Here is a 24,353-nt window from a genome sequence, read left to right as displayed (position 1 = left end):
TTAATTCTTTGTATAGACTATTTTCTTAATACTTTCACAGGACAAGAAATACCGATCCGCCAACTCCTCTATCCTGACTCCATTAAGGAATAAGGATTTAATTTCAGCGTTTCGAGCAAAGACCTTACTCTTGCTCTCTGTTTTCTCGCCCCATTTTAGATGCGTCTCTTTGGGTTTGGGGATATAAACCAATTCGCCTTGAACGTATTCTTGAATGATACGTAGCAATTCTTCCGGAAAAATAGACTCGGCTTTTGAATATTTCATGGGCCTCACTCCTTATTTAATAGATCAATAAGGTGCAAAGCCAGTTAGTAGAATATTACGATTCGTCGTTGGCAATGTGATTATTGCCAGGCTCTATGCAAAGCATTGCCATATCCTTCACTGGCTTTGCATAGAGCCGTGCATGTAAGAATCCTACACCGATTGTTTTCAATAGCCTCACCTCCATAGAAAATAGATCGCTGCTATTTGCTTATTATATCAGAGCTTGTTGTTCATTTGTTTAATGATGTCTTAGGGCAGATTGACTTACGCAATATATCAAAAGGTAGGAGCAGGTAATTCATCTATTTTCATACGTAGTAAACTATAGGGTTTTTGTCGCAGGTCTTTTCCGTAATGAAATCTGGCCTGCCTATGTAATTGGTTCACAATTACATATAAGTATTGATCGGGACCAATAGAAAAAGTATCCGGCCATAAAATTCTGGGGTCATGGGCGATGGTTTCCATGATTCCATTCGGTAATATCTTGCGAATACTATCGTTTTCATAATCTCCAGCATAAACGTTTCCTTTTGCGTCCGTGATCATGCCATCCGATGCACCCTTCTCTCCCCAATACTGCACAAGATCACTTAACTTGAAATCGGGTATTGCTCTGTCTCTTAACGATTCGGTTGAGATCGAATATAGCTGGCGACTGGTTAAGGGACAATAGAATAACATTTTGCCATCCGGGGAAATGGCTATACCATCAGAGGCCAATCGAAAGGGAGATGTCGAACCATCCGCGTTCCGATTCATCAAAATTTCACCTTCCACTTTCGGTACAAAATAGGGATCGGGTGAGGTTGAGCTTGCTCCATTCAACCGTCTATACGCATTTCCATTTTCTAAATTTACGACGATAATAGCGCCTGGACCATTGGAAGAAGAATCCGTAATATATGCGTAACCTGCGTTACCTACACGAAAGTCAAATCGGACATCATTCAGATATGTTGTTGGCAAGACTACATCTTCTGCAAATGTATATACTTTTCTTATTGTATTTGTTTCTAAATCTACCGCGACTAATTTTGCCCCACCTTTCATAGGCTCAGAAAAATTAGGTGCAGCCGTATCCAGTACCCATAAGGTTCCCCTTCCATCTGTAACAACACTTTGCACACTGATAAAGGACATCGTGAGATTCGAAGGATTGAACAAATTCGATTCTAAATTAGGATAAGGCTGCAGCTGACCCTCAACAATTTCAGCTACCGTAAATCTAACGTCATCTCCCCATTTCGGAAAGCAAATAAAGATACGCCCGGTTTCGGATACACTAACGCCTGTAGGCATAGGCCCATAAAAGGAATGAACGAGTTCCAACTTACCGAAATACTTTTCCATAGGTAACATAGGTTTTATGATGTCCTCCTTAACATATTTGAATAGATATTACCTATAATATGTTCCAGACTTTTTCTAATACCTGGCCCGTAATCGTCTTTTTCTACGTGTTTTTGAAAATGACCCAGACATATAAAAAAAACTTCGGCGCAAGCCGAAGCCTTTTGACGGTGATTCTCCCGTGTTTATGCGGACGACCCTACTTCAACATTAGCAAGTCTGACTCCACATGACCCGAAAAAGAAGAGATCAGCTGAGCCCATCTGTACCAAAACATTTATTGTTGGTCAGGCAGACGTAATGTATTTGCTGAAGTTTGCGCTTGATCTAAAAATTCCTCTGCTCGGGTTAATTGCTGCCTTGCTGTCTCCAACGCTTGTGAATTTGTTGCCACATCAGATTCACTTATCGAGCTTATTGCCTGATTTAAAGCCTTCTGCACCTCAGAAACCGCGTTAGATGCATGCTGTTCCAGCGTATTACCACTCGATTCAAGTGCACCTTCTGCCGGTTTTCTTGCATTTTTGGTGGCTAGATCAATTTTGTTTTTATTGGGCACAGCGAGTCCTCCTCCCTTTTGTAAACAACAATAAGTATCGGGTTAAGATTTTGTTTATATTCCTGCAAATGTATGGGAATATTCGGAGTTTCTATCTCTGGTAATCCATTTCAGTATAAGATCCGATTTGTTGGAAAATCTAACGTTGATGAAAAAGAAGGAGGTGATCAGTTTCTCCATGAACAACCCAAAACTAGCACCGCACGAATCAATGGAACTGCATGAAGCTTTAAACTTTAAAACGCTCTGCATCGCCAAGTCCAAACTGATGCAAGGTCTGGTCTTTGACCAAGAGCTAAAAGCTTTAATGCAAAAAGACGTCACTCAATCCATACAACAGATCTCCGAGCTGCAAGCCATTTACGCAAAAGCTCCTTTCCAAGCGCCTGTTCCGAGTAGTCCGACACCTATAACACATTAAGGGGAGCTCAAATGAATACCGATTATTTAGACCCGATTAACTCATTAAATATGCCGGAAATGGCAGATATGACTTTTGCCATGGACTTCCTTATTCGTGCCAAGGAAGGTGTGCGTAATTTGTCCATCGCTCTGACGGAAACGGCTTCTCCGGATGTAAGAGCCCTGCTGCACACTCAGCTTAAACAAGGGATTGCAATGCACCAGGAAATCTCGGAGCTAATGATTCGCAAAAAATGGTTCCATCCTTACGAACTAAATGAACAGTACCAACTCGACCAGCTTTCGGCGAACAACACGGTGATGATCGGGCAGATGAATCTGTTCCCGGGTGATACGTCGCGTAAAGGGATGTTTGATCGGACCCCAGACGAACATATTGGAGGACACCAAGCATGAAGGCGGTAACATATCAAGGGGTTAAAAATGTCGTGGTCAAAGAGGTGCCGGACGCGAAGATTGTGAAACCGGACGATATGATCGTAAAGATCACTAGTACCGCCATTTGCGGTTCTGATCTTCATCTGATTCACGGAATGATCCCAAACCTTCAGGAGAACTATGTCATCGGACATGAGCCGATGGGCATCGTTGAAGAAGTAGGTCCCGGCGTGACAAAAGTAAAAAAAGGCGATCGTGTGATCATTCCATTTAACATTGCATGCGGGGAATGCTTTTTTTGCAAAAATCAGCTGGAAAGCCAATGTGACAATTCCAACGAACACGGGGATATGGGCGCATATTTCGGCTACTCCGGAACGACTGGCGGATATCCTGGCGGGCAAGCCGAGTATTTACGGGTTCCGTTTGCTAATTTTACTCACTTTAAGATTCCTGAAAACTGCGAACAACCTGACGAAAAGCTAAGCCTGATCGCCGATGCCATGACCACGGCATTCTGGAGCGTAGATAACGCCGGCGTAAAAAATGGAGATACGGTCATTGTGCTCGGCTGCGGTCCGGTCGGACTTTTGGCCCAGAAATTCTGCTGGCTGAAAGGAGCTAAGCGGGTCATAGCCGTCGACTATGTGGATTACCGCTTGCAGCATGCGAAGCGAACGAACCATGTAGAAGTCGTAAACTTCGAACAGGATAAGAATATTGGGAACACGCTCAAGGAAATGACCAAAGGCGGCGCCGATGTCGTGATTGATGCAGTAGGAATGGACGGCAAGATGAGCGATCTTGAATATTTGGCAAGCGGTTTGAAACTGCAAGGTGGTACCATGAGTGCATTTATCATTGCATCTCAGGCTGTCCGCAAAGGCGGCACCATCCAGGTCACTGGGGTATACGGCGGACGTTATAACGGCTTCCCGCTCGGTGACATCATGCAGCGAAACGTGAATATCCGTTCCGGACAAGCTCCGGTCATTCACTACATGCCATATATGTACGAGTTGGTTACGTCTGGCAAAGTGGACCCTGGCGACATTGTTACACACGTAATTCCGCTCAGTGATGCCAAGCGTGGCTATGAAGTGTTTGATACCAAAACGGACAATTGTATTAAAGTTATTTTAAAGCCTTAAATATGGATAGATACATGGGAGGACAATTCGAATGAATTCCAAATACGCATTGCATGAGGTGCTCGAGGTACATGAAATTGCTGCGTTCAAGACGGTTTGCATGACTAAATCCAAGACCATGCAAGCTTTGGTAACCGACCCGGAGCTCAAGCAAATTTTGCAACAAGATGCGACATTATCACAACAGCAGCTTCAGGAGCTCGGTGGAGTGCTGACTAAAGCGACTGTATAGGAGATAACCAAATGAACCCAATATTAGAACATATGGCAGGCCTTCATACGCTAACGGATGACGTGATCGCAATGGATCTGTTGATAAACGCCAAGAGCGGAGTCAGAAATTACGCCATGGCTGTGACCGAATGTGCCACTCCCGAAATCAAGCAAATTTTGATGAAACAGCTCGATGAAGCCATTGACTCTCATGAAAAGATATCAAATTACATGGTACAGCATGGCTTATACCATCCCTACCATATTCCAGAGCAAATTCAGCTCGACCTGAAAAACATTCAAACGGCAATGAACATTCCGTCCTGACACCGTTTTTGATTTAAGCAGAGACTTCTGAGAACAAAATGTTCCTGTATTAAAAAATTCAACAATGAAAAAAAGACGGATATACTCCGCCTTTTTTTCAGCAACATCACGAAACAAACAAGCTTATACAAGCGTTCCTTTTCCTTCGTTTGTTTTGTTTTTAAGTTCATTCCGATGCGCCCCTAAGAATTATCTTTTCGCTTTACGGAAGTCACTTATTTTCCATCCTTAGACTGATTACCCTCTGCAGCTCCACGACCGCGACCTCCCATGCCTCCTCGAGCATTATTTTCACCCAGTTTGGACAGGTCAACCGAAGAAGCATCAATCAGTGAATCCGAATCCTCTTTTTGTTTCTCGGTCGTGGAAGGAATATCTCCGTCCAGTTGCCCTTGTATACTTTCTGCACGCAGCGAGCCGAGTTTGGTTAATTCTGCAACAGCGTCCTCGTACTTATCATACGTAATAAACGCTGTAGGGTCTTGCTTCACATATTCGGAGATCATGTTATTCAGGCTTTGCACTTTTTCTTCAAATTTTCCGTCTGCGAAGTATCCATCTACGATCTCCTGCAAATATTCATGATACTTGGCCTTATACTCCGGCACCTCAAGGAGCTTTCCTAAAATTGGACGTTCGTCCAGACTGACCCCTGATACCGGCGTATCAATCGCCAGATTCACGACATCGGAGGCAGAACCAGCTTGAAATCCACCGAAGGCCATGTTGTAGTCCCAGGGCAACATGCTGATCTGTCCATCGTTCTCATACAGATAATAGTTATGTCCCATGTTGGACGTGTAACTGTCCATATTGACAACGACCGTGTGGGCCGCAAAATATCTCAGAACTTCGTCCACATCCACATATTTCTCCAGTTCGGTACCTGTGCTCAAGTTTTTGAGCGATTCAATGACACGCTGATAATCTTCCTCTGTTGTTTTGGTCTCAGCATTGTCGAAGATGGCGGAGTAACTGGATGATTTGTCATCGGTATACACCAATGAAACACCATTGCCGCTTCCGTCCATACCACCTGGACCGCGGTTACCCTTCATACCTGCTTCTGGTAATGTGTCGGCACCATCTTCTTCTGTCCCGTTGTTCATATTCGGCGGACTTCCACCATCCGGTGGCGCTATATCTTCAGTAGGAGGCTGCATATTTCCATACCCTTGTGCAAAAGGATTGCCATCGGGCCCTCCCATTCCTCCTGCCCCCATGTTGTCATCATTGTTCGGTTTGTAAAGTTCACCCTCATCATTCTTGGCTCGGGCGAGATATCCGCTGTCAATGTCTTCAACAGCTAGGTACAAACCCCAAGTCTCTCCATTTACACTAATATTGGAGAATGCGAATAAAGGTGCCTCTACGCCAATATAACTCATGATGTCATAACTCAAGTATTCCTTCATATAACTATTGTCGCTAATCATGTTGTTCACAACGAGCTTGTCCAACCCCATCCAAGTTTGATCCTTAACGTATTCATCAAACTTGATTTTGAAACTATATCGATCCGTTGTATCATCGCTAGCGACTTGCCGAAGGCTGGAGTTACCCTTTGGACGAATTCCGACGTTTTCAATCGTTGTTCCGTTAATCGTAATATTAGATGAGATGTACTGCTCCTCATTTGCATTATCGAGCATTTCTTTCCATGCCGCTTCATCCACATCAATCGAAATGGACATAACCTCAGTTTTGTTGATTTGATCTGCATACCCTACTGTCTGCGCAGTATTCTCCGTTTTGCTCTGATTATCCGTATTCGTTTGTTCCTTCTCAGTCGAATTGTTGTCCGACTCTCCATTGCCTTGATTAGTCGAGCTGCATGCTGTCAGCATTGCAGTACATAACACCGCTACACCGATATATTTGGGCCATTTGTATATACTCATTGCCATCACCTCATGATTGTTGTTGTATCTTTTGATATGTAATCATCATAGATGGCAATTCTTAAATGAATCTGAATGAGTGGTGTCATATGGTACTCTCTAATTGAATGAACTACCAGTGAACTTAAGGCTCTAGCCTCCAAGACATCTCCCAAAAATCAAGCTCGAAGCGACTGCACATCACGAAAATATCTTTCATCCGTTGGTACGTTTCTTCGCTACAGCCTTCTAATAGCTTATCCGTTAACGTCACAAGGGATTGATTGATGCTGTTGTATTCAGAGGAAGCATATCCTGTGATCCACTCTCCATAAAAAGGATGATCAACTGCACCTGGCTTTTGGGAAAGAACTTGACCGATCTCTGCATAGCTCCACGAGCAGGCCAGAATGGATACCAGAACTTCTGCTATGCCGCCCGCATGGGAAACAGAGAGCATATAGTTAGTATAGGCTGCATTTTTCAGTGCAGGTTTCACCTGAAAAACATGATCCTCTGTAATTCCTAATCGTTCCATATAAGAACGATGAATTTTCATTTCACCATTCAGGATGTTATCTACGTTTTTACTAAAAAACTGCATCAATTTGGGGTCGTTTGACTTTACGATACCTAGTGCAAATACACGGGCATAATCGAACAGGTATAAGTAGTCTTGCAGCAAATAATAACGAAATTGTTCGACCGGTAAGGAACCATCTCCGATCCCTTTAACAAAGGGATGCTCAAGACATTCCTTCCACACAGGCTGTGCTGCCTGATATAACCGCTCTGAAATAGTCAACAGGTGTTCCTCCAATTCATAATGTATGTATTTAAAAACAAAAAAACGAAACATCCATAGGATGTTTCGCAGATAAATACACTAAAACAAGGGGGTTCGCATGAGCTACCCAAGTACAGCGTTTCATCGTTGCATCCCTACGTTGGCATGATCCAAATCAGGTAAGGTCGGTTTAACACCCTCTCAGCCAGTTAAGGCTCCCTCGCAAACGGTTGTATGTAGTTGATTACTTTCTTATCCACATAAAAGAAAAAATAACGTTCATTTAGTATATCAATGGCTGTTAAATATTGTCAAGGCAGATTTATCGCCCCTCCACAACTTCGGTGACGTATGTAAACGATGAAAACCAACATAACCCTGGTTGAGTTTTATCCATTGTTATGATGGTTTTCATTCTTGCTACTACTGCAAATGGTTTAATGACCGAGTTTGTTTTTTTCGACAAAAGTGAGTATTCCGTACTGGGAAGTGTTTCTCCAACTTTCATTGGTCGTATCATTCCATTTGGCTACGCTCTGCTTACCTCCGCCCTGGTTGTCGTTAATTTGAAGCTCGAAGCCGAGAACATTTCCTGTTTTGGGCGTCAATGATTGTAAATGAATTCTGGCTTCTACGAGATATCCTTTATTTGTTTTCTTCACAGCACTTACAAGGCGTCCGGATGAGGCCCCCCCTGCAAAGGTTCCCACATTCTCTGCACTGATTCTGAACTGGGCATCATCATATTGAAAATACGGTGTGCGCTGGTGATTCTCGTCCAGGAAAATCTCAACCGAATCCTGATCCCATGGGTTGATGTTATCTGTGATGATGTTTGGATCAGTGACGTCGATCAGCAGGTATAGATACTCACCTGACCACATTGCGCGAGCCACTGCCTCTGCACCTTCGCTCTGGTTCAACCGTTTTACTTCAAATGGTGCAGCCTTATTCCATGATGTGTCTTTCTTCCCATCAATCTGAACAATGCCTTGCATAGCTTGTGCAGATTTGGGCATAGGGGCAAGCTCAATCACGCCGTATTTGCTTGTATCTTGCTCCTGAGATTGTGTTCGATCATTCCAGTACAGTGGATTATAAGGTTGTGTCCCATTTGCACCGCCATCAGTCACACGGATATCCAAGCCAACTTCATATTCTGAACCGGCTTGGATACCACCCCATGGAATGGACAATTCAACCTGATATCCGGCTTTGGTCTCGCGTACACGATATGAACGCTGCTCTGCGCCCTCAGCTTTGCCCGACCGCTTAATGATTACATGTCGGTCATCTGCTTCATATGAGGTGGTCTTGCCATTATTGAGATCAACAAAGATATCTACTCTGTCATTCACGTCAGCCTTCGCATCCTGAACATCCACAAGGATATACAGGTTACTATGATCCCATAAGGTGCGGAAACTGGCTGATCCCGAAGAGTCACCCTTCAGTGGAGTAGACACCGCTTTGTTCCAGAGTGGATCTTGTGAATGTTTTTTGATATCCGGTTTACCCGAAAGTGAGACGGCTCTCTCTGTCAACACAGGCAAGCTGGATTCATCCACGAGCCCCCAGTATGCTTTTTTGGCCTTCAGGGCTGAATCAAACAGCATAGCCTGGTTGTTGTAAGACTTCTCATCTTGGAGTCCCCATAAGGTAACTGAAGAGATGTGATCTTTGTGTTTTTGGTATAAATCCAACAGTTCCTTATATCGATACGCCTGTTTTACCGCAACTTCATCCGACATCTCTTCACCAAATGGAATTCCGCTATCCACATCCAGTTCCGTGATCTGAATATCCAATCCAAGTTCGGCGAACATGCTGATCGTTTTTTCAATTTCCTTGATGGGCGGGGATTCCAGGTTATAGTGGGATTGCAAACCCACACCATCGATGAGCCCTTTCTCTTTCAGTCGTTTGACCAACTGATACATATGCTCTCTTTTCTCAGGGATTTCCGTGAAGTATTCGTTGTAATATAATTTGGCATTCGGATCTGTTGCACGAGCGAATTCATAGGTTTTCTCAATGTAATCCGGACCGATTAGTTCATAAAAGGGACTTTTACGTAAACCGTTGGCATCACCATTGCTATCCGCAATCGCCTCGTTTACCACATCCCAGGCATAGATCTTACCTTTGTATCGGGTCATGACGGTTTCAACGTAATCCTGAATCCGGGCAAGTAGTAATTCTCGACTCGCAGGGTTACCCTGAGGATCCTTGAACATCCACTCTGCTGCATCAATATGCCACAACAACGCATGTGCGCGTACGCCCATACCATGCTCCTCGGCGAACTGAACATATTGATCGGCTGCCTCGAACTCATAAACACCTTCGGAAGGAGACATGTACTTCGGTTTCATCTCATAGGTTGCGGTCAAGCTGTTAAAGTGTTTTGTGAGCAGTTGTCCATATGCGCCTTCCAACTGCCAGCGATACACCGCTGCACCAATGGGGAAATCATCTTGATACAGGTCTTCCAGAGACAGAATACCTTCTTCAATCTCCAGTTGCTCGGCCAGAGTAAATGATACATCATCCACATAGAACGATAACATATCTACGCTATCTTCAGAGATGTAGGGTGTTTCGATGAACAAATTCAATTCAGTGGGATCATCGCTATACTGAAATTTTCCGGTGATCTTGTGCCATGTATTCCATTCTGTTTTGGCAATTTTCACGCTACCGATCGGGTTCCAGTTTTCGGCAGTTGTTTTTTTATATGTGGTGAGCTGTAGTGTTTGATCTGTGGTGGGCTCCTGAGTAAGTCTTACATATGCCGTAATTTCGTACTCTTGGTTACGCTTAAGCAGATCCTTCATGGATAACATCGGTCCATGATAGGAACGCTCACGGTTGGAAACTAGCATACTGGACTGACCTTCGTGTGCTTCCTGTTGTGTCACTGTCAGCCTTTCACTACCGATCCGTGGAGTCCATCCCTGAAGTGTACCGTCTTCAAAGTTTGTGCTCAAATGACTTTCCTCCACTTCTGTAACTGCCTTGGATGCATGTGAGACATTCGAAAATGGAAGCATGGCAAGTACGAGCACAAGAACCAAGGCTCTAATATTCCATTGACGTAACCGTTTCATACAATTCCTCCTCTTGATTTGGTCTACGTATTTCTGAACGAATTAACATCCAGATAAATAGATTATAGTTCTCTGGATAGCGCTTACATATAACAAATTTCCAATAATTATAATAATAAGTTATCATTTGGTAATCTCATGTAGGTTTAGAAAGCTGGAGTTCGTTCGCATGGGATATCAAAAAAACGCTATATATTCGCAAAAATAAAAGACCGTTTCCCGATAAAATACGAGAAAACGGTCATCGTTAGAAAGTATCTTTTTTCTGTTCACTAACAGGCACGTAAACTTTGTTTTATAATCGTCCCTCGTCACCCTGTTCCTCCTGCACAATTCGTGCAATGTGAATCATCAAATATAATAATTCCTCGTTCGATATGGAGATGTCCAACATATTCTGCACGTAGGTTTTGATCATCTCCGCACACTTATATTCAAGCGGGTGCTCTTTCACCATGTGTTGAAATATAAAATCTTTCGCCGAATTGCCCAGACGTCCTTCTTGTAAACGCTGGATGAAGAATTGCAGATGTGTGACAAGTCTCACATAATGAATGGAATTTTTGTTCAATTGCATATCAAAGGTGTATTGTATCAGGTTAAAAATATCTTTTAACATCTTAACGGATTGCATTGTGCGCTCCATATTCTGCTCATGCGTTTGGGCATTCACGAAATGAAAAGCGATATTCCCTGCTTCTTCTTCCGGCAGTTCAACCCCCAGTTCTAGATTCAACATCTGAACGGCTTCAAGGCCTAGTTCGAATTCGACAGGATGAAACCTCTGGATCTCCCATAACATGCGATTCTGTAGTGCTACACCCTTTTTCCATCGTTCAATGGCAAATGACAAGTGATCCATAAGCGTAAAGAAGATTTGGTCGTCAAGAGACAACTTTTCTTTTGCATTGGTAATCAGTTTGTTTATGACATTCACATGTTTTTCCGGCATGTTTTCGATGGTTCGTACGTAAGCCTGGGCAGACGGATTATTTTGCAAAATGAATCGTTTTTGGATGTGTTCTTCATCCAGTCGCTCGCCTACTTTGCCTTTGAATGCCAACCCTTTTCCCATGACAATCATCTCTTGTCCCTGTTCATCTTTGGTCAGAAGCAAGCTGTTATTTAATATTTTGATTACTCTCATGTATTCATCACGATCCTTTATTCTTTCGTGACCGCCTGATCCGAATTTCCTATACATCTGCCATTCTGTTTAATGACCTCTTGATACCACGAGAAGCTTTTCTTCTTCAAACGCTTCAAGTCTTTCAGATCCTGTTCACCGCGGTTTACATAGATCATTCCATAACGTTTCCCATACCCCTGATGTGTGCTTACCACGTCAATAACGGACCAAGGGCAATAACCAATCACATCTACTCCATCCGTTAGAGCCAGTCTGATCTGTTCCAGATGTTTCTCGATAAAATCAATCCGGTACGTATCGTTAATGGTGTTATCTGCCTCAAGTACATCCGGGGCTCCAATACCATTTTCCGTAATTAGAATAGGGAGACCATATCGTTCACATACCTTACGCAATGTCAGCCTTAGGCCAACCGGGTCAATGACCCAGCCATATTTCGTTTTTTCCGTATAAGGATTCTCCGCCGCCCGGTATACTCCCTGCTCGCCAAGCATAATTTGCTGATCACCCGCACGAGCTGTAACATCCGACGCATCGCCCATACTGGCGGCAATGGTTGCCGTCGAGTAGTAGTTGATTGCTACCAGATCGGGGCGGCCAGACTGGATATCTTCCATGTCACCCTGCTCAATAACCGGCTCGATGCCGCGTTCCTGTAAATAACTCCAGAATAATGGATTATACCGTCCCCACACCGATAAGTCGAGAAAACCCCATCCACGAATCGTCTCCCAGTTATGAGCAGCGATTGCATCGGCTGGTCTGGAGGTTGCCTGGTACATGGAAGTCATGTTTAATGCAGGACCGATCTTGCCTTGCGGGAGCATATCATGAAGTAGTCGCATCGTTCTGCCTTGAGCTACAAATATGTGATGATTTTGCTGATACAGTTCCTTACTGGAAGGCAGACGTCCGCCTTTTGGTGTACCAATAGCACCGGGATGGAGAATCATCGTATTTTGCTCATTAATGGTCAACCAATATTTCACTTTATGCCCGTAATGCTCAAACAAGATACGCCCATACTCGACGAAGGCATCGATCGTCCCCCGGTTGTTCCATCCTCCGGTTTTCTCAAGCTCGTAGGGTAAGTCGAAATGGTACATGGTTACAATGGGTTCAATACCATGGAGCAGCAATTCGTCAATTAATTGGTGATAAAAATCGAGTCCCTTCTCATTAACAGCTCCTGTGCCTGCAGGCAAGATTCGAGTCCATGCAATTGAAAAACGATATGCTTTGAGGCCCAGCTCTGCAAAAAGCTTCACGTCTTCTCTGAATCGGTGATAGTGATCGCTCGCAACCGTGAAATCGGCGGTTCCAGCCGGATGATCACACATATCGATGACGGACAAGCCTTTGCCATCTTTGTTCCAGGCTCCCTCCACTTGATAGGCAGAGGTAGAACCTCCCCACAGAAAATCATTGGGGAATGGTTCGATGTGTTGATATAACATCTCAAACACTCCTTCATTTTAATGTTGATTAAGATATATGACGGACCATATTAAGCTTGTTACGAAAGGTGGATAATCGTCGCTCCAACCTCCACAGTACTCTGCTTCTCCAGCTTAATGTCCGGGAAACGATCCGAATTGGCGATAATGATCGGGGTTATGACTTCGTAGCCTTCTGCCTTGATGGCGTCGATATCAAAGCGGATCAACAAGTCCCCCCGTTTTACGCGATCCCCTACTTTAATGGAAGAGTCAAAGTGTCGCCCCTTCAGGTTTACGGTATCCACTCCAATATGAATGAGCACCTCTTCTCCATCGGGACCATTTAATTTCACCGCATGTTTGGAGTCCATGAAAGCCGTAACTTCACCTGCGATCGGAGCATACAGTTCTCCTTTGGCAGGAATGATTGCAGCGCCCTTACCCAGTAATCCCAAAGAGAAGACATCGTCTGGGACACGGTCCAGATGGACTAATTCCCCTTGCATCGGGCTGGCGATCGTAATTGGGCTTGATTCATTTTGGGTTGGTCCATTTGCATTTGTTGTTGCAGCAGACTTAGTGTCTGGGGTGTTGTCTTTAACAGACTGCCCGGAAAGTGTCTTGTCATCGTTAACGTTGGTATTGCCTTCTTCTTCTTCATCATCCACTGGATCCTCAAAACCAATGATCCATGTCAGAGCAAAAGTAACGATAAAAGCGATCAGACAAGTCACAATGGCATGAACGATGTTCATCGGATTGCTTCCAATGAAGGCAGGTAACGCGGCAAGCCCCGGAGAAACGAAGGCATAACGCACTAATCCGGTCAGACCAGCATATATCCCTGCTATACCACCACCAATCATTGCGGCAATTAAAGGTTTCTTCAGTTTCAGCGTTACGCCGTACAGGGATGGTTCCGTGATGCCCAATACAGCGGTGAAGCCAGAAGAAGCAGCGAGCTGTTTCAGTTTTTTGTTTTTTGTTTTTAAGGCTACAGCAAGCGTGGCCCCACCTTGAGCAATATTGGACGCGAGCATTCCCGGACCGTTGATCATTTCATATCCATTTTTGGTCAGTTGGCTGGTTGCAATCGGCGTCATGGCCCATGCGGTACCTGTCACGATCAGGAATGGTTGCAAAGTTCCCATTAACAAAGGAATCAGCCAACTGGCTCTGGCATTAATCGCTTCTGCACCCATCGCAACCAGATCATTCAAGTACGTTCCGAAAGGCCCAATCGCCACCAATGCAAGTGGTGCTGTAATCAATAGTACAATCATTGGTTTCGTGAAAAATTTGATCATGGAAGGCGATACCCGATCCGCGAAACGTTCAATATAGGACATGAGCCAAACAACGATAATAATCGGCAGCACGGAGCCCGCGTAATCGGTTAGTCGTACTGGAACACCGATGAAAAACACGTCTTTTCCTTCCGCCATCAGGGCGCTCCATCCCGGGTGTAACAACACGCCGGCAACTGTCATCGCCAGAATGGGACTTGTTTCAAATTTAATGGAAGCTCCATAAGCCAGCAGAATAGGCATGAAATAAAAAGCCGCGTCCGCAATGGTATTAAGGATATAGTAGTTTTGGCTTTCCGTCGTTACGAGGCCTGTCAGCACAAGTACGGCTAATATCGCTTTGATCATACCCGCGCCAATGATTGCCGGAATTACCGGAGTAAATGTTGTTGAGATCACGCTGATGAATCTGGAGATCCAGCTCTGTTTTTGCTTTGGTCCGTTATTTTTGCCAGAATCCGATTTGGATTCCGCACTTCGGGTAGCCGACCCCATCTGCTGAGTGATAACTCGGTAGACCTGCTGAACCTCATTGCCCACAACGACCTGATATTGTCCACCATTGTTCACAACGGTAATGACACCTGGAAGTGCTTTGAGTTTTTCTGTCTCCGCTTTGGAGATATCGTGCAGTTCGAATCGTAATCGGGTTGCGCAGTGCGTAAGCCGAGCGATATTATCCTTCTTCCCAACCAATTCCGTAATCTCTTGTCCCAATTTGCGATAATCCATACCTTTGCCCCATTTCTGAATTTGGATATAAAAAAAGACCAAAACGATATGCCTTCCCCTACTCACATAAGGAAAATGCAAAATCATTTTGGTCATGCCTGCTTTACCAGTAACAGCCAAACACTGCTAATATTCAATTCGCTTTTGATGTAAACGTTTACTGGATCATAATATCACACAATAAATTAGTTAGCAATCACTTTATTCGACATTTTTCTGCAAGTTAATTTGCTTGATTCGACTTGATCATTAGCGGCCTTCTATAGGCTTCCACCCATTCCCCTTCTCAATTGCCTACATACAATACATTAGACTAATGAACAGGAGTGATGTGATATGACATTTTTACCTCCTTTTGGACCTGGTGGAGGATTTGGCGGACCTGGGGGTCCCGGCGGACCCGGCGGACCCGGCGGATTTCCTGGCGGACCCGGCGGATTTCCTGGTCCGCCATCGTTCCCCGGGGGTGGAGGCGGCGGACCACAAGGCGTGCAGGCACCTACAGGGCCGCCACCATCATTCATTCCACAGCAGCCCGCTTCGTTATATGCGGTAGATCCAAGAGCCATATCCGGTTGTCTGTTTCGCTACACATATATTTGGCCGGATCGTGGTCCCGGCTTCTGGATGTACCCGGTATTTGTAGGTAGAAATTCGGTGGCTGGCTTCCGTTGGAATGGCTTCTTCTGGCTATACACCGGCATTGATCTGCAGCGAATCAGCTCGTTTAGCTGTTTCTAGAAGTAAATCCCCCTATATGTGGAGTAATCCACATACAGGGGGATTTAGATTATGGAATATTCACCTTGTCTAAAGCAACTTAATCAGCTTTTCCAGCTCATCAACCAGACTCTTTGCAAGTTCAAAATTAGTATCTTTCAAAGCCAATTCAATTTTCATCTCAACAGACTTTTTCTTTTGTTCATTTTCTAGATAGTTTTCATCAAAATGACTCGCATAAATCATCTGTCTAAATTCTTCTATACTCATTTTACTAATCGTTCTGTCCTCAATAATTAAAACATAATCCATACCATTTACAACCGAATAGAAATCATGAGAAATCATGATAATCGCACCTTTGTAGTCTTCAATGGCTTTCTCCAATGCGATTTGTGTATAGATATCCAAATGGCTTGTTGGTTCATCCAGGAGCAATACGTTGGCTTGACTGGCAGAAACTTTAGCCAATTGAAGCATGTTTTTTTCACCGCCAGATAACGATTCAATCTTTTGATCAAGGATTTCTCCTTCAAAGCCATAGTTTGGAAGATACGATCTAATTTCATCATACGTTTGAAACCCGGAATCTATGAATTCATTTAGGATGGTATTCGAATCCTTTAACATTTCGCCTTGAACCTGAGATAAATAAGCTACCTTAACATCAGGATTGATTTCAATGGAATCCTGATTGTTTTTAAAGATTTCTCGGAGTAAAGTCGTTTTCCCGGTACCGTTAGGACCGATCAGGGCTACTTTATCTGTTGATTTGATCTCAAAGTTCACATTTTCCAAAAGCAACTCGTCAAAGGAAACGCTATAGTTGTTGACGTTAACTACAACCGTATCTTCCATTTCCTTATCGATCCCAAAACGGATATTCGGCTGTTTGATATCGACAAAGGGTTCTTTTATTCGACGTGCTTCCAATCTCTCTTGAAACTTGACTCTGGCTTTTAACGCTCTGCCTCTCGAGGCTTCCGAATTATATGTGGCGATCTCTCTAAGATTGTCGATGATGTGATCGTATCTCTCAATTTCTTCAGCTTCAGCAACCGCAATTTCTTGCAGTTCGATCTTAGACTGAAGCAGTGAGAAGTTATAATCGATATATCGCCCGTCAAACTCCTGGAGCTCTGTGTTTTCTAGGTGTATGATTTTGTTGAAACAATGATTCAACAGATACCGGTTGTGTGTAACGACCAGCAACATACCCTTATGGGAGTTAATCAATTTTTTAAGCGCGTTCAGGTTTTCAAAGTCTAGAAATACATCGGGTTCGTCCATAATCATGAAGTCTGGACGATTCAGCATTTCCTTCATCACTTGAATAAGTTTGAATTCCCCGCCACTTATGGCGGATATACTAAGATCTTTGAGCTTCATGAGGTTGGCAAGGTTTAACTGTTTATTGATGTTTTTTTCGAAATTGTCCCCATCCATCGCTTCGAAGGCATCCAAAGCCAATTGAAGCTTTTCCATCAGGGAATCCATATCCGATGTGGTGGCCATCTCCGCATAAATCGCTGTAATTTCATCCTGTATCTTGATGAATTCTTCTGCGATATATTCAAAAACGGTCATTTCTTTTGTTTTGTCTACTTGCAAAAACTGACTCACATACCCGATTCTGCAATCGGGGTCTATCTCTAACTTGCCCTCGAACAAATATCGTTCCTGATCCATCAGGATATCGATCAATGTACTTTTTCCACTTCCGCTTGTTCCGATAAAAGCACAATGTTGTGCCTCTTCAAACGTAAATGAAATGTTTTTATATAGTTCCTTTTGTGGAAATGAGAAGGATAAGTTTTCAACTTTTATCATAGTGTTACCTTTCTTTACAACTAAATTGGTGGCTAGTATTGAATATATTGTCGAACACAGACTTTTAGAGTAACACTGTTTACCACCAAGTACAATCGATTTTTAGCCCTTACCCTCACTTTGAAATTTGAGTACGCTCTTTCCTAGTGATTAGAGGGATGGATTTTATGAATAAGTAATATTCCATCATACTGATCGCGAGGTATCATCTTTTCGTCTAAAACTCCCCATGCTTTGGCAATTCGAGGTGTGTACATCCATGGCAATATCTATGGATTATTATCATAACTTCTTTTGAATATTAAAATCTTCTACTTTGTTAATCATATGGGCTCTATAACGCTCTGTATATGTATACAAAAAAAATCGTCAGCATTTCTGCAACGATTCCTATTGTCAGCCTGCTAGTTGAAAACAGCAGCGGATCACTTTTTATTTACGAACTCTTCTCTTTTTTAATTTCTAACAAATGTTATGGAGTGAACGTATCTGTCATCCAATTGAAGAATCTTTCCTTTTCTTCATAGTGTGGGTAGTGAGCCGATTCTTCATAAGAAATAAATTCTTTCTTGTTAGCTTTAATTCCGTCAAAAAACTGCTTGGCAGCATGGGACGAAGTCATAAAGTCATAATCTCCCATAACAAAATAAAATGGCAGATCCAGCTTCTTAATTAAGGAAGGCAATGGACGACTCATCACTTCACCAATTAGAATTCCTTGTGAATAAGTCATTCCTTTATGATAACGTAAGACATCGAGCATGTTGTATTCACTGCTGAACGTCATTCCAAGGAAACTGTCATCAGGGTTATCCATCAATCTTGCAGCACCATTGTATCGTGCAACAATGTCTCTCGGTGTAAATGTCTGCCCTTGATTAATAGCTTCAGAAACCTGATTAAGTCTTGCTATGTCATCATCATTACCTGCAAGCTGAGCTTGTTTCATTACATAATTCCAACCGTCTATCTCACTCTGCTTGGTATCTCCTACCTGACCAATTCCGATGTAGGCTTCATATTTCTCCGGTGCTTTATGGGCAGCCAAAGAACCAATGTAAGTACCGAAGGAATGGCCGATCAGGATGACCTTTTCCTTGCCAAGGCGTTCAGAGATATAATCCGTGATGGCCAGTATATCATCAACCAACAAGTCCGTTGATAAATTGGAGTAATCCTCAAAAAAATGATAAGACTTGCCGCTTGCTCTTTGATCATAGTTCACGATGGTAAATCTGGATTCCAATACATCCTGATATTGCTTGGCGTGCGGAATTTCAGATGCGCTCGGCCCACCGTGTACATACAGAATGACCGGATTCTCTACATTTTGACCGCGAATCATGATTTCATGACCTGTTCCATTGATCTCTACTTGTTCCAGTACATTAATACTATTTTCCCCTTTTATTTTCGGAGTCCATGTTGGAAAGTAAAGAACCACCATTGAAAGTATTAAAACAGCAATACCGATCCCAAAAAATAATTTCTTCATTTTTTTCATCCGAATTACCCCTCTCTGCGCTTCAATCTTTCGAGTGATTGTTCCGCTTGTTATAAATTTAAACTTTAAAAGTCATATAGACATAGTGCGATTTAGTCATGAATTGACCTATGACATAAAAAATCGGCAACTCCAATGAGTTGCCGATTTTTTATGAACATCAGAAAACATTCTACCTGTTTATTCTTCCATCATTCCAGAATCTCTGGCTTTGCGAGTTGCCTCCCTCCTTCCTTTCACATCCAATTTGGAATAGATGGAAGAAATATAGTTTTTAACGGTCCCTTCACTAAGAAACAAAGCTTCAGCAATATCTTGATTACGCAAGCCAGATGCCAACTTGTGAAGCACTTCAATTTCACGTGCGCTCAATCCATACTCATTGCTCTTTGGAGCAGCAGATGGAAGTATATTTTTTATCATTTTGGCCGCCATTTCCTGAGAAATCAATGTACCTCCTGTATGAACCACACGTATTCCTGCAGCCAGCTCCTTGGGACGGATCGCTTTGAGTAGATACCCCTCTGCTCCATGGCTTAATGCCGTCAAAACATAATCCACTTCCTTATATGAGGTCAGCATGATGATCTTAATCGCCGGAAGCTGTTGCTTAATTCGTGACGTTGCAGCAACGCCATCCATGACGGGCATATTAATATCCATTAGCACGATATCAGGCTGAAATTGTTTACTGCCTTCAATGGCTTCTTCCCCATTTTTGGCTAATCCGATAATTTCAAAATCTTCTTCAAGAGACAGGACAATATGCAGACTTTCCAGAATAAGCTCTTGATCGTCGACAATTAATATTCTAATCTTCTGCATGTAACATCACTCCATTTAAAGGAATTTCGCATCTCACCTCGGTGAACGACGTGGCTCCAGATGAGGATGAGAGGGTAAGCTTACCTCCAATTTCCTGAATCCGTTGCTTCATCGTGGTCAAGCCAAAGCCGTATTCCAATTTGTCCAATGGCTTACCATTATTTCGAATAACAATATGTAAGACTTCCTCAACAAAGGAAAGCTCCAAATTCAGCTTAGACGCTTTTCCGTGTTTTAGCGCATTCGTAAACGATTCCTGAATCATGCGAAGAATAGCTTGTCGCGCTTTAAGAAGCATTGCATGTTCTGTCATAGGCAGATTCAATGTTACATTCGTTCCAGTGTGCTCTGCAAAGCTATCAGCAAGTACGCTAATCTGCTTAAAGAGGCTATTATCGTCTTCTCCCATTTCGTGAACAACATCTCTCATTTCGTCGAGATTCCTCTCGGCTAACGCTCTCAAGCGAATAAGTCTATCTTTCACCTCAGCAGGCTTATGATCCAATAGAGCAATGGCCGCATCCAGACTCATGATCAGAGAAATAAAGGAATGCCCAAGTGTATCATGGAGTTCCTTGGACATACGGCTGCGTTCTTCCATTAACGTTAATTTCTCAACCTGAGCGGCATAATGGCTCAACAACCTGTTCTGATGTGCAACTTCAACCGCCAAGGCATTTTTCTGACGATAAGCATTAGCTATGAAGCTTACCCATATACCAATAAAGCAAAATAACAAGTTGTCGAACCCCATACTCATGCTCTGGTTCAAGGTGTATCCTTGATTGAATAGGAAGACGAATGGTATCAAAAAAACAGTAGGGATAATCCAAAATGTCTTTCTGGTCAATAAGTAGCCCATGGTTAGGCTGGGAAGCAAGTAATCAGGCGAGGAGATAAATTCAGAATGGATAGTCATATTCACATAATATGAGCCACCAAGAATGACCTCGGTAATACAAAACCACAGATTGTTCAACCGCAGTTGTGGAAACCAAAATAAGATCGGGACAAGGAAGGCCGCCAAGAGCCAGATGATCTCCAATTGAACGTGAGCCGAGTCTCCGGGCACAGTCAGAATTAGAATGGCAAGCAACAAGTAATGATAAAAACGAAGCGAGAATATACTCCAGTCCATGAAAGCAATGATTTTTTTCATTCTAGCTCCTAGATAACGAGAATCATTGAACGATGACTGCTCTGATTCCACGAAAATATTTTTCCACTCCCTACTCACCAAGTTTTATCACTACCTAAGAGTAAATCTTAGATTATTTCGCAAGAAAAATACAGTTCTTTTCCAAGTGGTCATAATTCTTTACGGCTTAGCCATCTTGGGCATATGATCCACGAGAGTATATATACGACAACACTAAACGCGGCTATTACTCCGTACAATAAAAGTAGATTCTCTTCTATGTTCATATAGTAGCCTAGCAATGTTCTTAATCCTGCAATGGCAAGTGCAGTGACTACATAAGAAAGGATTATTCCGGCAATACTTTTTTCTCCATCGAGTTTTCTCATTGGTTCAATCCGATCAATCTTATTCTGTGGTTTCTTCATAAAACACTACTGACATACCGTTGTCAGTAGTGTTTTTGTATAGTTGGAGTAAGCAATTGTAAAGGAGTAGAAGTTAATGCGAAGTGTTTTTGGTCCAAAATGTATTACTTATTATAGGAAGGATGATATCTCGTGAATTTTGCTTCTGTGCGCATCATTACTGATGACGTGAATCGTCTCGTCGAGTTCTATGAGAAAATTACGGGTGTTTCAGCAGAACGCCCTGCACCTGTCTTTGCCGAACTTGTTATGCCATCGTGCACTCTAGCGATCGGCCACTCCCAGACGGTGCAACTGTTTGGCGCTGGTTCCGCTGTGGCGGCCAACAATCGTACTGTCATTATTGAGTTCCACGTCCACGATGTGGATGCCGAATACGAGCGCTTGAAGCCGTTTGTCGATGAGTGGGTAAAGGAACCTACCACAATGCCTTGGGGGAATCGTGCTGTGCTGTTACGCGATCCTGACGGTAATCTGGTTAACCTCTTCACGCCGGTGACCGAGGAAGCAATCCTACGGTTCAGTGGTAGGCTATAAGGGACAGTTGAAATGAGCTTACCAGAGGGAGGCATGCTTTCTAACGATCTCAATAAATGCTTCTACTTGAATGTTCAGATTATATCGACCGTTTCTGCAATGAGCATCCATGAGTATGTTTGTATATTGAACAGAATGTCTTAGAGAAATATTAAGCGCTCCACTGGCATAAAGCTGGTGGAGCCTTTTTGGGTTAATGGCAAGGTGTCCACATACTAACTGCCTTTAAATATACTATCCTATGCCACTATAGAACGTAGATTCAATGATAACGTTTCGTTTCTTGATGCAAAGAAACTTCTACATTCGGTTTGAGTGCACTGGTACCACAAATGAGCACATTCTCCTACGTATATGTATATACAAGTTTAGTGTTAGTCTTCATTTTCCTCTTCAATATTACGATAAATAGTATGGGGTTATACGAATAACCATAATTACTTTATTACATCCAAGGGGGAACCGTACGTGAGACAGACTCGCAAAAAAAAGATGGATTTAAGGTTCAAACTGTATTTGATTATTCTGGTTCCGCTACTGGCCATGGGCGGTCTAATCATATGGGCCACCATCGACTCCAGTGAAAATGCATCACTATTGACCATGCAGCATAACAATCAGCAGCTGGCTGTGAATACCGCCTCTCAACTAGGTCAGGAATCGGAATTAATTAAGACATTATCTTCTACTGCTTCAGAGGAGAGCAACGAATATAAAAGTCTTAGGGACGAACTCGTTAAAGTTAGGCTTCAATCGGGAGCCTTGTATGTTTATATGTATAACAAAACTTCGGACGGGTGGTTCTACACCGTAGATGGAGCGAACTGGGACGATACGGAATATAGCCCTTACGGGACTGCAATGGAATTTAATCCCCAGATTCAGGAACGCTTGTTACGCGGTGAAGTCGTCACAACAGGCATTGTAGATGATCCAACCTGGGGACAGCTATTGTCCTCCTTTACACCAATCAAGGATTCGCAAGGTACTGTTATTGGCTATCTGGGCATTGATATTTCTGCTGGAGCAGTGAATCAAGTCTCCGCGACATCCGTGAATAATGCTTATCGGACCATAATCCCGATTTTTGTGGTTGTACTGATTCTTTCTTTGGTCATGATGTTATTCGTAGTAAGAGGCATTCTCAGACAAGTACGCGATATTAAGTCAAGCCTCGAACAGGTTGCAGATGGGAATCTCAAAGTCGTATCCACACATATGACCAATGATCAACTCGGTGACATTAGTGATTTGATTAACATCATGGTTGCCCAATTGACGAACATTCTGATGGGAATACAGCAAGGATCAAATACGTTACAGCATTCATCAAAAGAAATTTCGGAAACCGCTCAGACGAACCAGCGTCAGAGCGAAGAACTTTCCAGAGCAATTGAGGAGATTGCCATGGGTTCAATGAAACAGGCTGAAGAGACAGAACACTCCGTCCAGCATTCAGAGAATCTCGGCAAAATAATGGATGAAGTAGGTTCATATGTGAAACAGTTTACTTATACTTCAGAGCAGCTATCTTCTGTCCAAGTACAAGTAACACGTGAACATGAGGTTCTGCTTGAGAAGGGCCGAGAGAATGCCAAGCGTGTTGGGCATCAACAGGATATTTCCAGGTCTCTGACGACTCAATCCGAACTCGCTTCCTCTATTAGCGGTCAAATTCACAACATTTTAAAACAAACTCAAATACTATCCCTGAATGCTTCAATTGAAGCAGCCCGAGCTGGAGAAGCGGGTAAAGGCTTTGCAGTCGTTGCAGGTGAAATGGGACAGCTCGCTCAACAATCCGAACGTTCGATCCAGGAGATTGATGAGATCCTGGGTTCATTTGTTCAAGAAATACATCGGATGGGCAGTCATTTTGATGCAAATATGGTAGCTGTTAAGGAACAGGAGAAACAGATCGCTGATTGTCTCCAAGCATTTAGACAGGTTAGCCGCTTATCGACCGAAGTGCATGAGTTGGCTCAGAGTTTAGACAGCCGGACGATGGATATGCACTCTATTCGTCAGGAGTTGGAACAGAACCTCAGTTATATTGCTTCCGCAACCGAGGAAACTTCAGCCATGGCCGAAGAAGTCACGGCTAGTGCTGTGGAACAGCAACGGTCGGCGAGCGAACTGTCGAACATCTCCGGGGAACTCGCCGGTCTTGCAGGCAACCTCAAATCATATTCCGATCAATTTCAGATCGAAGTCACTAAATAAGTTCCCAATCTCATTAAGGGTATTATTAGATGACAACTTAGAATCGCCGGAAACATAACTTTCTTGGAA

General features: G+C 43.2%; 22 protein-coding genes and 1 riboswitch. Of the genes, 8 read left to right on the top strand and 14 right to left on the bottom strand.

Annotated features, from left to right (window positions below; all coding sequences use genetic code 11):
* From MKY92_RS16025 to MKY92_RS16015, 3 genes are all read right to left on the bottom strand, one after another.
* Positions 1-267 carry a CD3324 family protein gene (locus MKY92_RS16025; protein WP_339296873.1) on the bottom strand — a complete coding sequence of 89 codons (267 nt, stop codon included), beginning with the start codon at positions 265-267 and terminating at the stop codon, positions 1-3.
* A gap of 279 nt (positions 268-546) precedes the next feature.
* Positions 547-1,641: an L-dopachrome tautomerase-related protein gene (locus tag MKY92_RS16020; RefSeq protein ID WP_339301808.1), complete on the bottom strand. Its 1,095-nt coding sequence runs from the start codon at positions 1,639-1,641 to the stop codon at positions 547-549.
* A gap of 259 nt (positions 1,642-1,900) precedes the next feature.
* Positions 1,901-2,182 (bottom strand): hypothetical protein, encoded by a 282-nt coding sequence (locus tag MKY92_RS16015; RefSeq protein ID WP_339296872.1) that lies wholly within the window; start codon positions 2,180-2,182, stop codon positions 1,901-1,903.
* A gap of 178 nt (positions 2,183-2,360) precedes the next feature.
* Here MKY92_RS16015 and MKY92_RS16010 point away from each other — a divergent pair, with 178 nt between their 5' ends.
* Genes MKY92_RS16010 through MKY92_RS15990 form a run of 5 tightly spaced genes read left to right on the top strand, consistent with a single transcriptional unit; the run spans position 2,361 to position 4,674 of the window.
* Positions 2,361-2,603: a spore gernimation protein GerQ gene (locus tag MKY92_RS16010; protein ID WP_339296871.1), complete on the top strand. Its 243-nt coding sequence runs from the start codon at positions 2,361-2,363 to the stop codon at positions 2,601-2,603.
* Positions 2,604-2,614: 11 nt separating this feature from the next.
* Positions 2,615-3,001: a spore coat protein gene (locus MKY92_RS16005; RefSeq protein ID WP_339296870.1), complete on the top strand. Its 387-nt coding sequence runs from the start codon at positions 2,615-2,617 to the stop codon at positions 2,999-3,001.
* Entirely contained in the window at positions 2,998-4,134 is a 1,137-nt protein-coding gene (locus MKY92_RS16000; RefSeq protein ID WP_339296869.1) for a zinc-dependent alcohol dehydrogenase, read from the top strand. The genes MKY92_RS16005 and MKY92_RS16000 overlap by 4 nt, the downstream gene beginning before the upstream one ends.
* 31 nt (positions 4,135-4,165) lie before the next feature.
* Positions 4,166-4,366 (top strand): hypothetical protein, encoded by a 201-nt coding sequence (locus MKY92_RS15995; protein ID WP_339296868.1) that lies wholly within the window; start codon positions 4,166-4,168, stop codon positions 4,364-4,366.
* Positions 4,367-4,377: 11 nt separating this feature from the next.
* On the top strand, positions 4,378-4,674 hold the full coding sequence (locus MKY92_RS15990) for a spore coat protein (RefSeq protein ID WP_339296867.1): 297 nt from the start codon (positions 4,378-4,380) through the stop codon (positions 4,672-4,674).
* 215 nt (positions 4,675-4,889) lie between these two features.
* Here the strand turns inward: MKY92_RS15990 and MKY92_RS15985 are convergent, their stop codons facing one another.
* The 6 genes from MKY92_RS15985 to MKY92_RS15960 form a co-directional block, all read right to left on the bottom strand.
* Positions 4,890-6,575, bottom strand: a complete 1,686-nt coding sequence (locus tag MKY92_RS15985) for a CotH kinase family protein (RefSeq protein WP_339296866.1) — start codon at positions 6,573-6,575, stop codon at positions 4,890-4,892.
* A 124-nt stretch (positions 6,576-6,699) separates the two neighbouring features.
* Positions 6,700-7,359 (bottom strand): thiaminase II, encoded by a 660-nt coding sequence (gene tenA / locus MKY92_RS15980; RefSeq protein ID WP_339296865.1) that lies wholly within the window; start codon positions 7,357-7,359, stop codon positions 6,700-6,702.
* A 116-nt stretch (positions 7,360-7,475) separates the two neighbouring features.
* Positions 7,476-7,573, bottom strand: a riboswitch (TPP riboswitch).
* 205 nt (positions 7,574-7,778) lie between these two features.
* Positions 7,779-10,451: an endo-1,4-beta-xylanase gene (locus MKY92_RS15975; protein WP_339296864.1), complete on the bottom strand. Its 2,673-nt coding sequence runs from the start codon at positions 10,449-10,451 to the stop codon at positions 7,779-7,781.
* 295 nt (positions 10,452-10,746) lie between these two features.
* Complete coding sequence (locus tag MKY92_RS15970) at positions 10,747-11,598, bottom strand: PRD domain-containing protein (protein ID WP_339296863.1); 852 nt, start codon at positions 11,596-11,598, stop codon at positions 10,747-10,749.
* A gap of 17 nt (positions 11,599-11,615) precedes the next feature.
* Positions 11,616-13,058 (bottom strand): glycoside hydrolase family 1 protein, encoded by a 1,443-nt coding sequence (locus MKY92_RS15965; RefSeq protein WP_339296862.1) that lies wholly within the window; start codon positions 13,056-13,058, stop codon positions 11,616-11,618.
* Between the two features lie 59 nt (positions 13,059-13,117).
* Entirely contained in the window at positions 13,118-15,175 is a 2,058-nt protein-coding gene (locus MKY92_RS15960) for a beta-glucoside-specific PTS transporter subunit IIABC (protein WP_339296861.1), read from the bottom strand.
* A gap of 240 nt (positions 15,176-15,415) precedes the next feature.
* Between MKY92_RS15960 and MKY92_RS15955 the strand changes: the two genes are divergently transcribed.
* A complete protein-coding gene (locus MKY92_RS15955) occupies positions 15,416-15,820 on the top strand; it encodes a collagen-like protein (protein WP_339296860.1) in 405 nt (134 codons plus the stop codon).
* A 69-nt stretch (positions 15,821-15,889) separates the two neighbouring features.
* Here MKY92_RS15955 and MKY92_RS15950 read toward each other — a convergent pair whose 3' ends face one another.
* From MKY92_RS15950 to MKY92_RS15930, 5 genes are all read right to left on the bottom strand, one after another.
* Positions 15,890-17,629, bottom strand: coding sequence for an ATP-binding cassette domain-containing protein (locus MKY92_RS15950; RefSeq protein WP_339296859.1), 1,740 nt, complete (start codon positions 17,627-17,629; stop codon positions 15,890-15,892).
* Positions 17,630-18,101: 472 nt separating this feature from the next.
* On the bottom strand, positions 18,102-19,133 hold the full coding sequence (locus tag MKY92_RS15945; protein ID WP_339296858.1) for an alpha/beta hydrolase: 1,032 nt from the start codon (positions 19,131-19,133) through the stop codon (positions 18,102-18,104).
* Between the two features lie 180 nt (positions 19,134-19,313).
* Positions 19,314-19,958: a response regulator transcription factor gene (locus MKY92_RS15940; RefSeq protein WP_339296857.1), complete on the bottom strand. Its 645-nt coding sequence runs from the start codon at positions 19,956-19,958 to the stop codon at positions 19,314-19,316.
* Complete coding sequence (locus MKY92_RS15935; RefSeq protein WP_339296856.1) at positions 19,945-21,117, bottom strand: sensor histidine kinase; 1,173 nt, start codon at positions 21,115-21,117, stop codon at positions 19,945-19,947. Before MKY92_RS15935 ends, MKY92_RS15940 begins: the two co-directional genes overlap by 14 nt.
* Before the next feature lie 149 nt (positions 21,118-21,266).
* Positions 21,267-21,485, bottom strand: coding sequence for a hypothetical protein (locus MKY92_RS15930; protein WP_339296855.1), 219 nt, complete (start codon positions 21,483-21,485; stop codon positions 21,267-21,269).
* Positions 21,486-21,656: 171 nt separating this feature from the next.
* On the opposite strand from MKY92_RS15930, the gene MKY92_RS15925 reads away from it, so the two are divergent.
* On the top strand, positions 21,657-22,061 hold the full coding sequence (locus MKY92_RS15925; RefSeq protein ID WP_339296854.1) for a VOC family protein: 405 nt from the start codon (positions 21,657-21,659) through the stop codon (positions 22,059-22,061).
* Positions 22,062-22,529: 468 nt separating this feature from the next.
* Positions 22,530-24,284, top strand: coding sequence for a methyl-accepting chemotaxis protein (locus MKY92_RS15920; protein WP_339296853.1), 1,755 nt, complete (start codon positions 22,530-22,532; stop codon positions 24,282-24,284).
* Positions 24,285-24,353: the final 69 nt, after the last annotated feature.

This window comes from Paenibacillus sp. FSL R5-0623, from assembly GCF_037974265.1.
Taxonomy (GTDB): Bacteria; Bacillota; Bacilli; order Paenibacillales; family Paenibacillaceae; genus Paenibacillus.
Note: the sequence above shows the minus strand (reverse complement) of the source record. Positions and strands in the feature narration are given on the sequence as shown.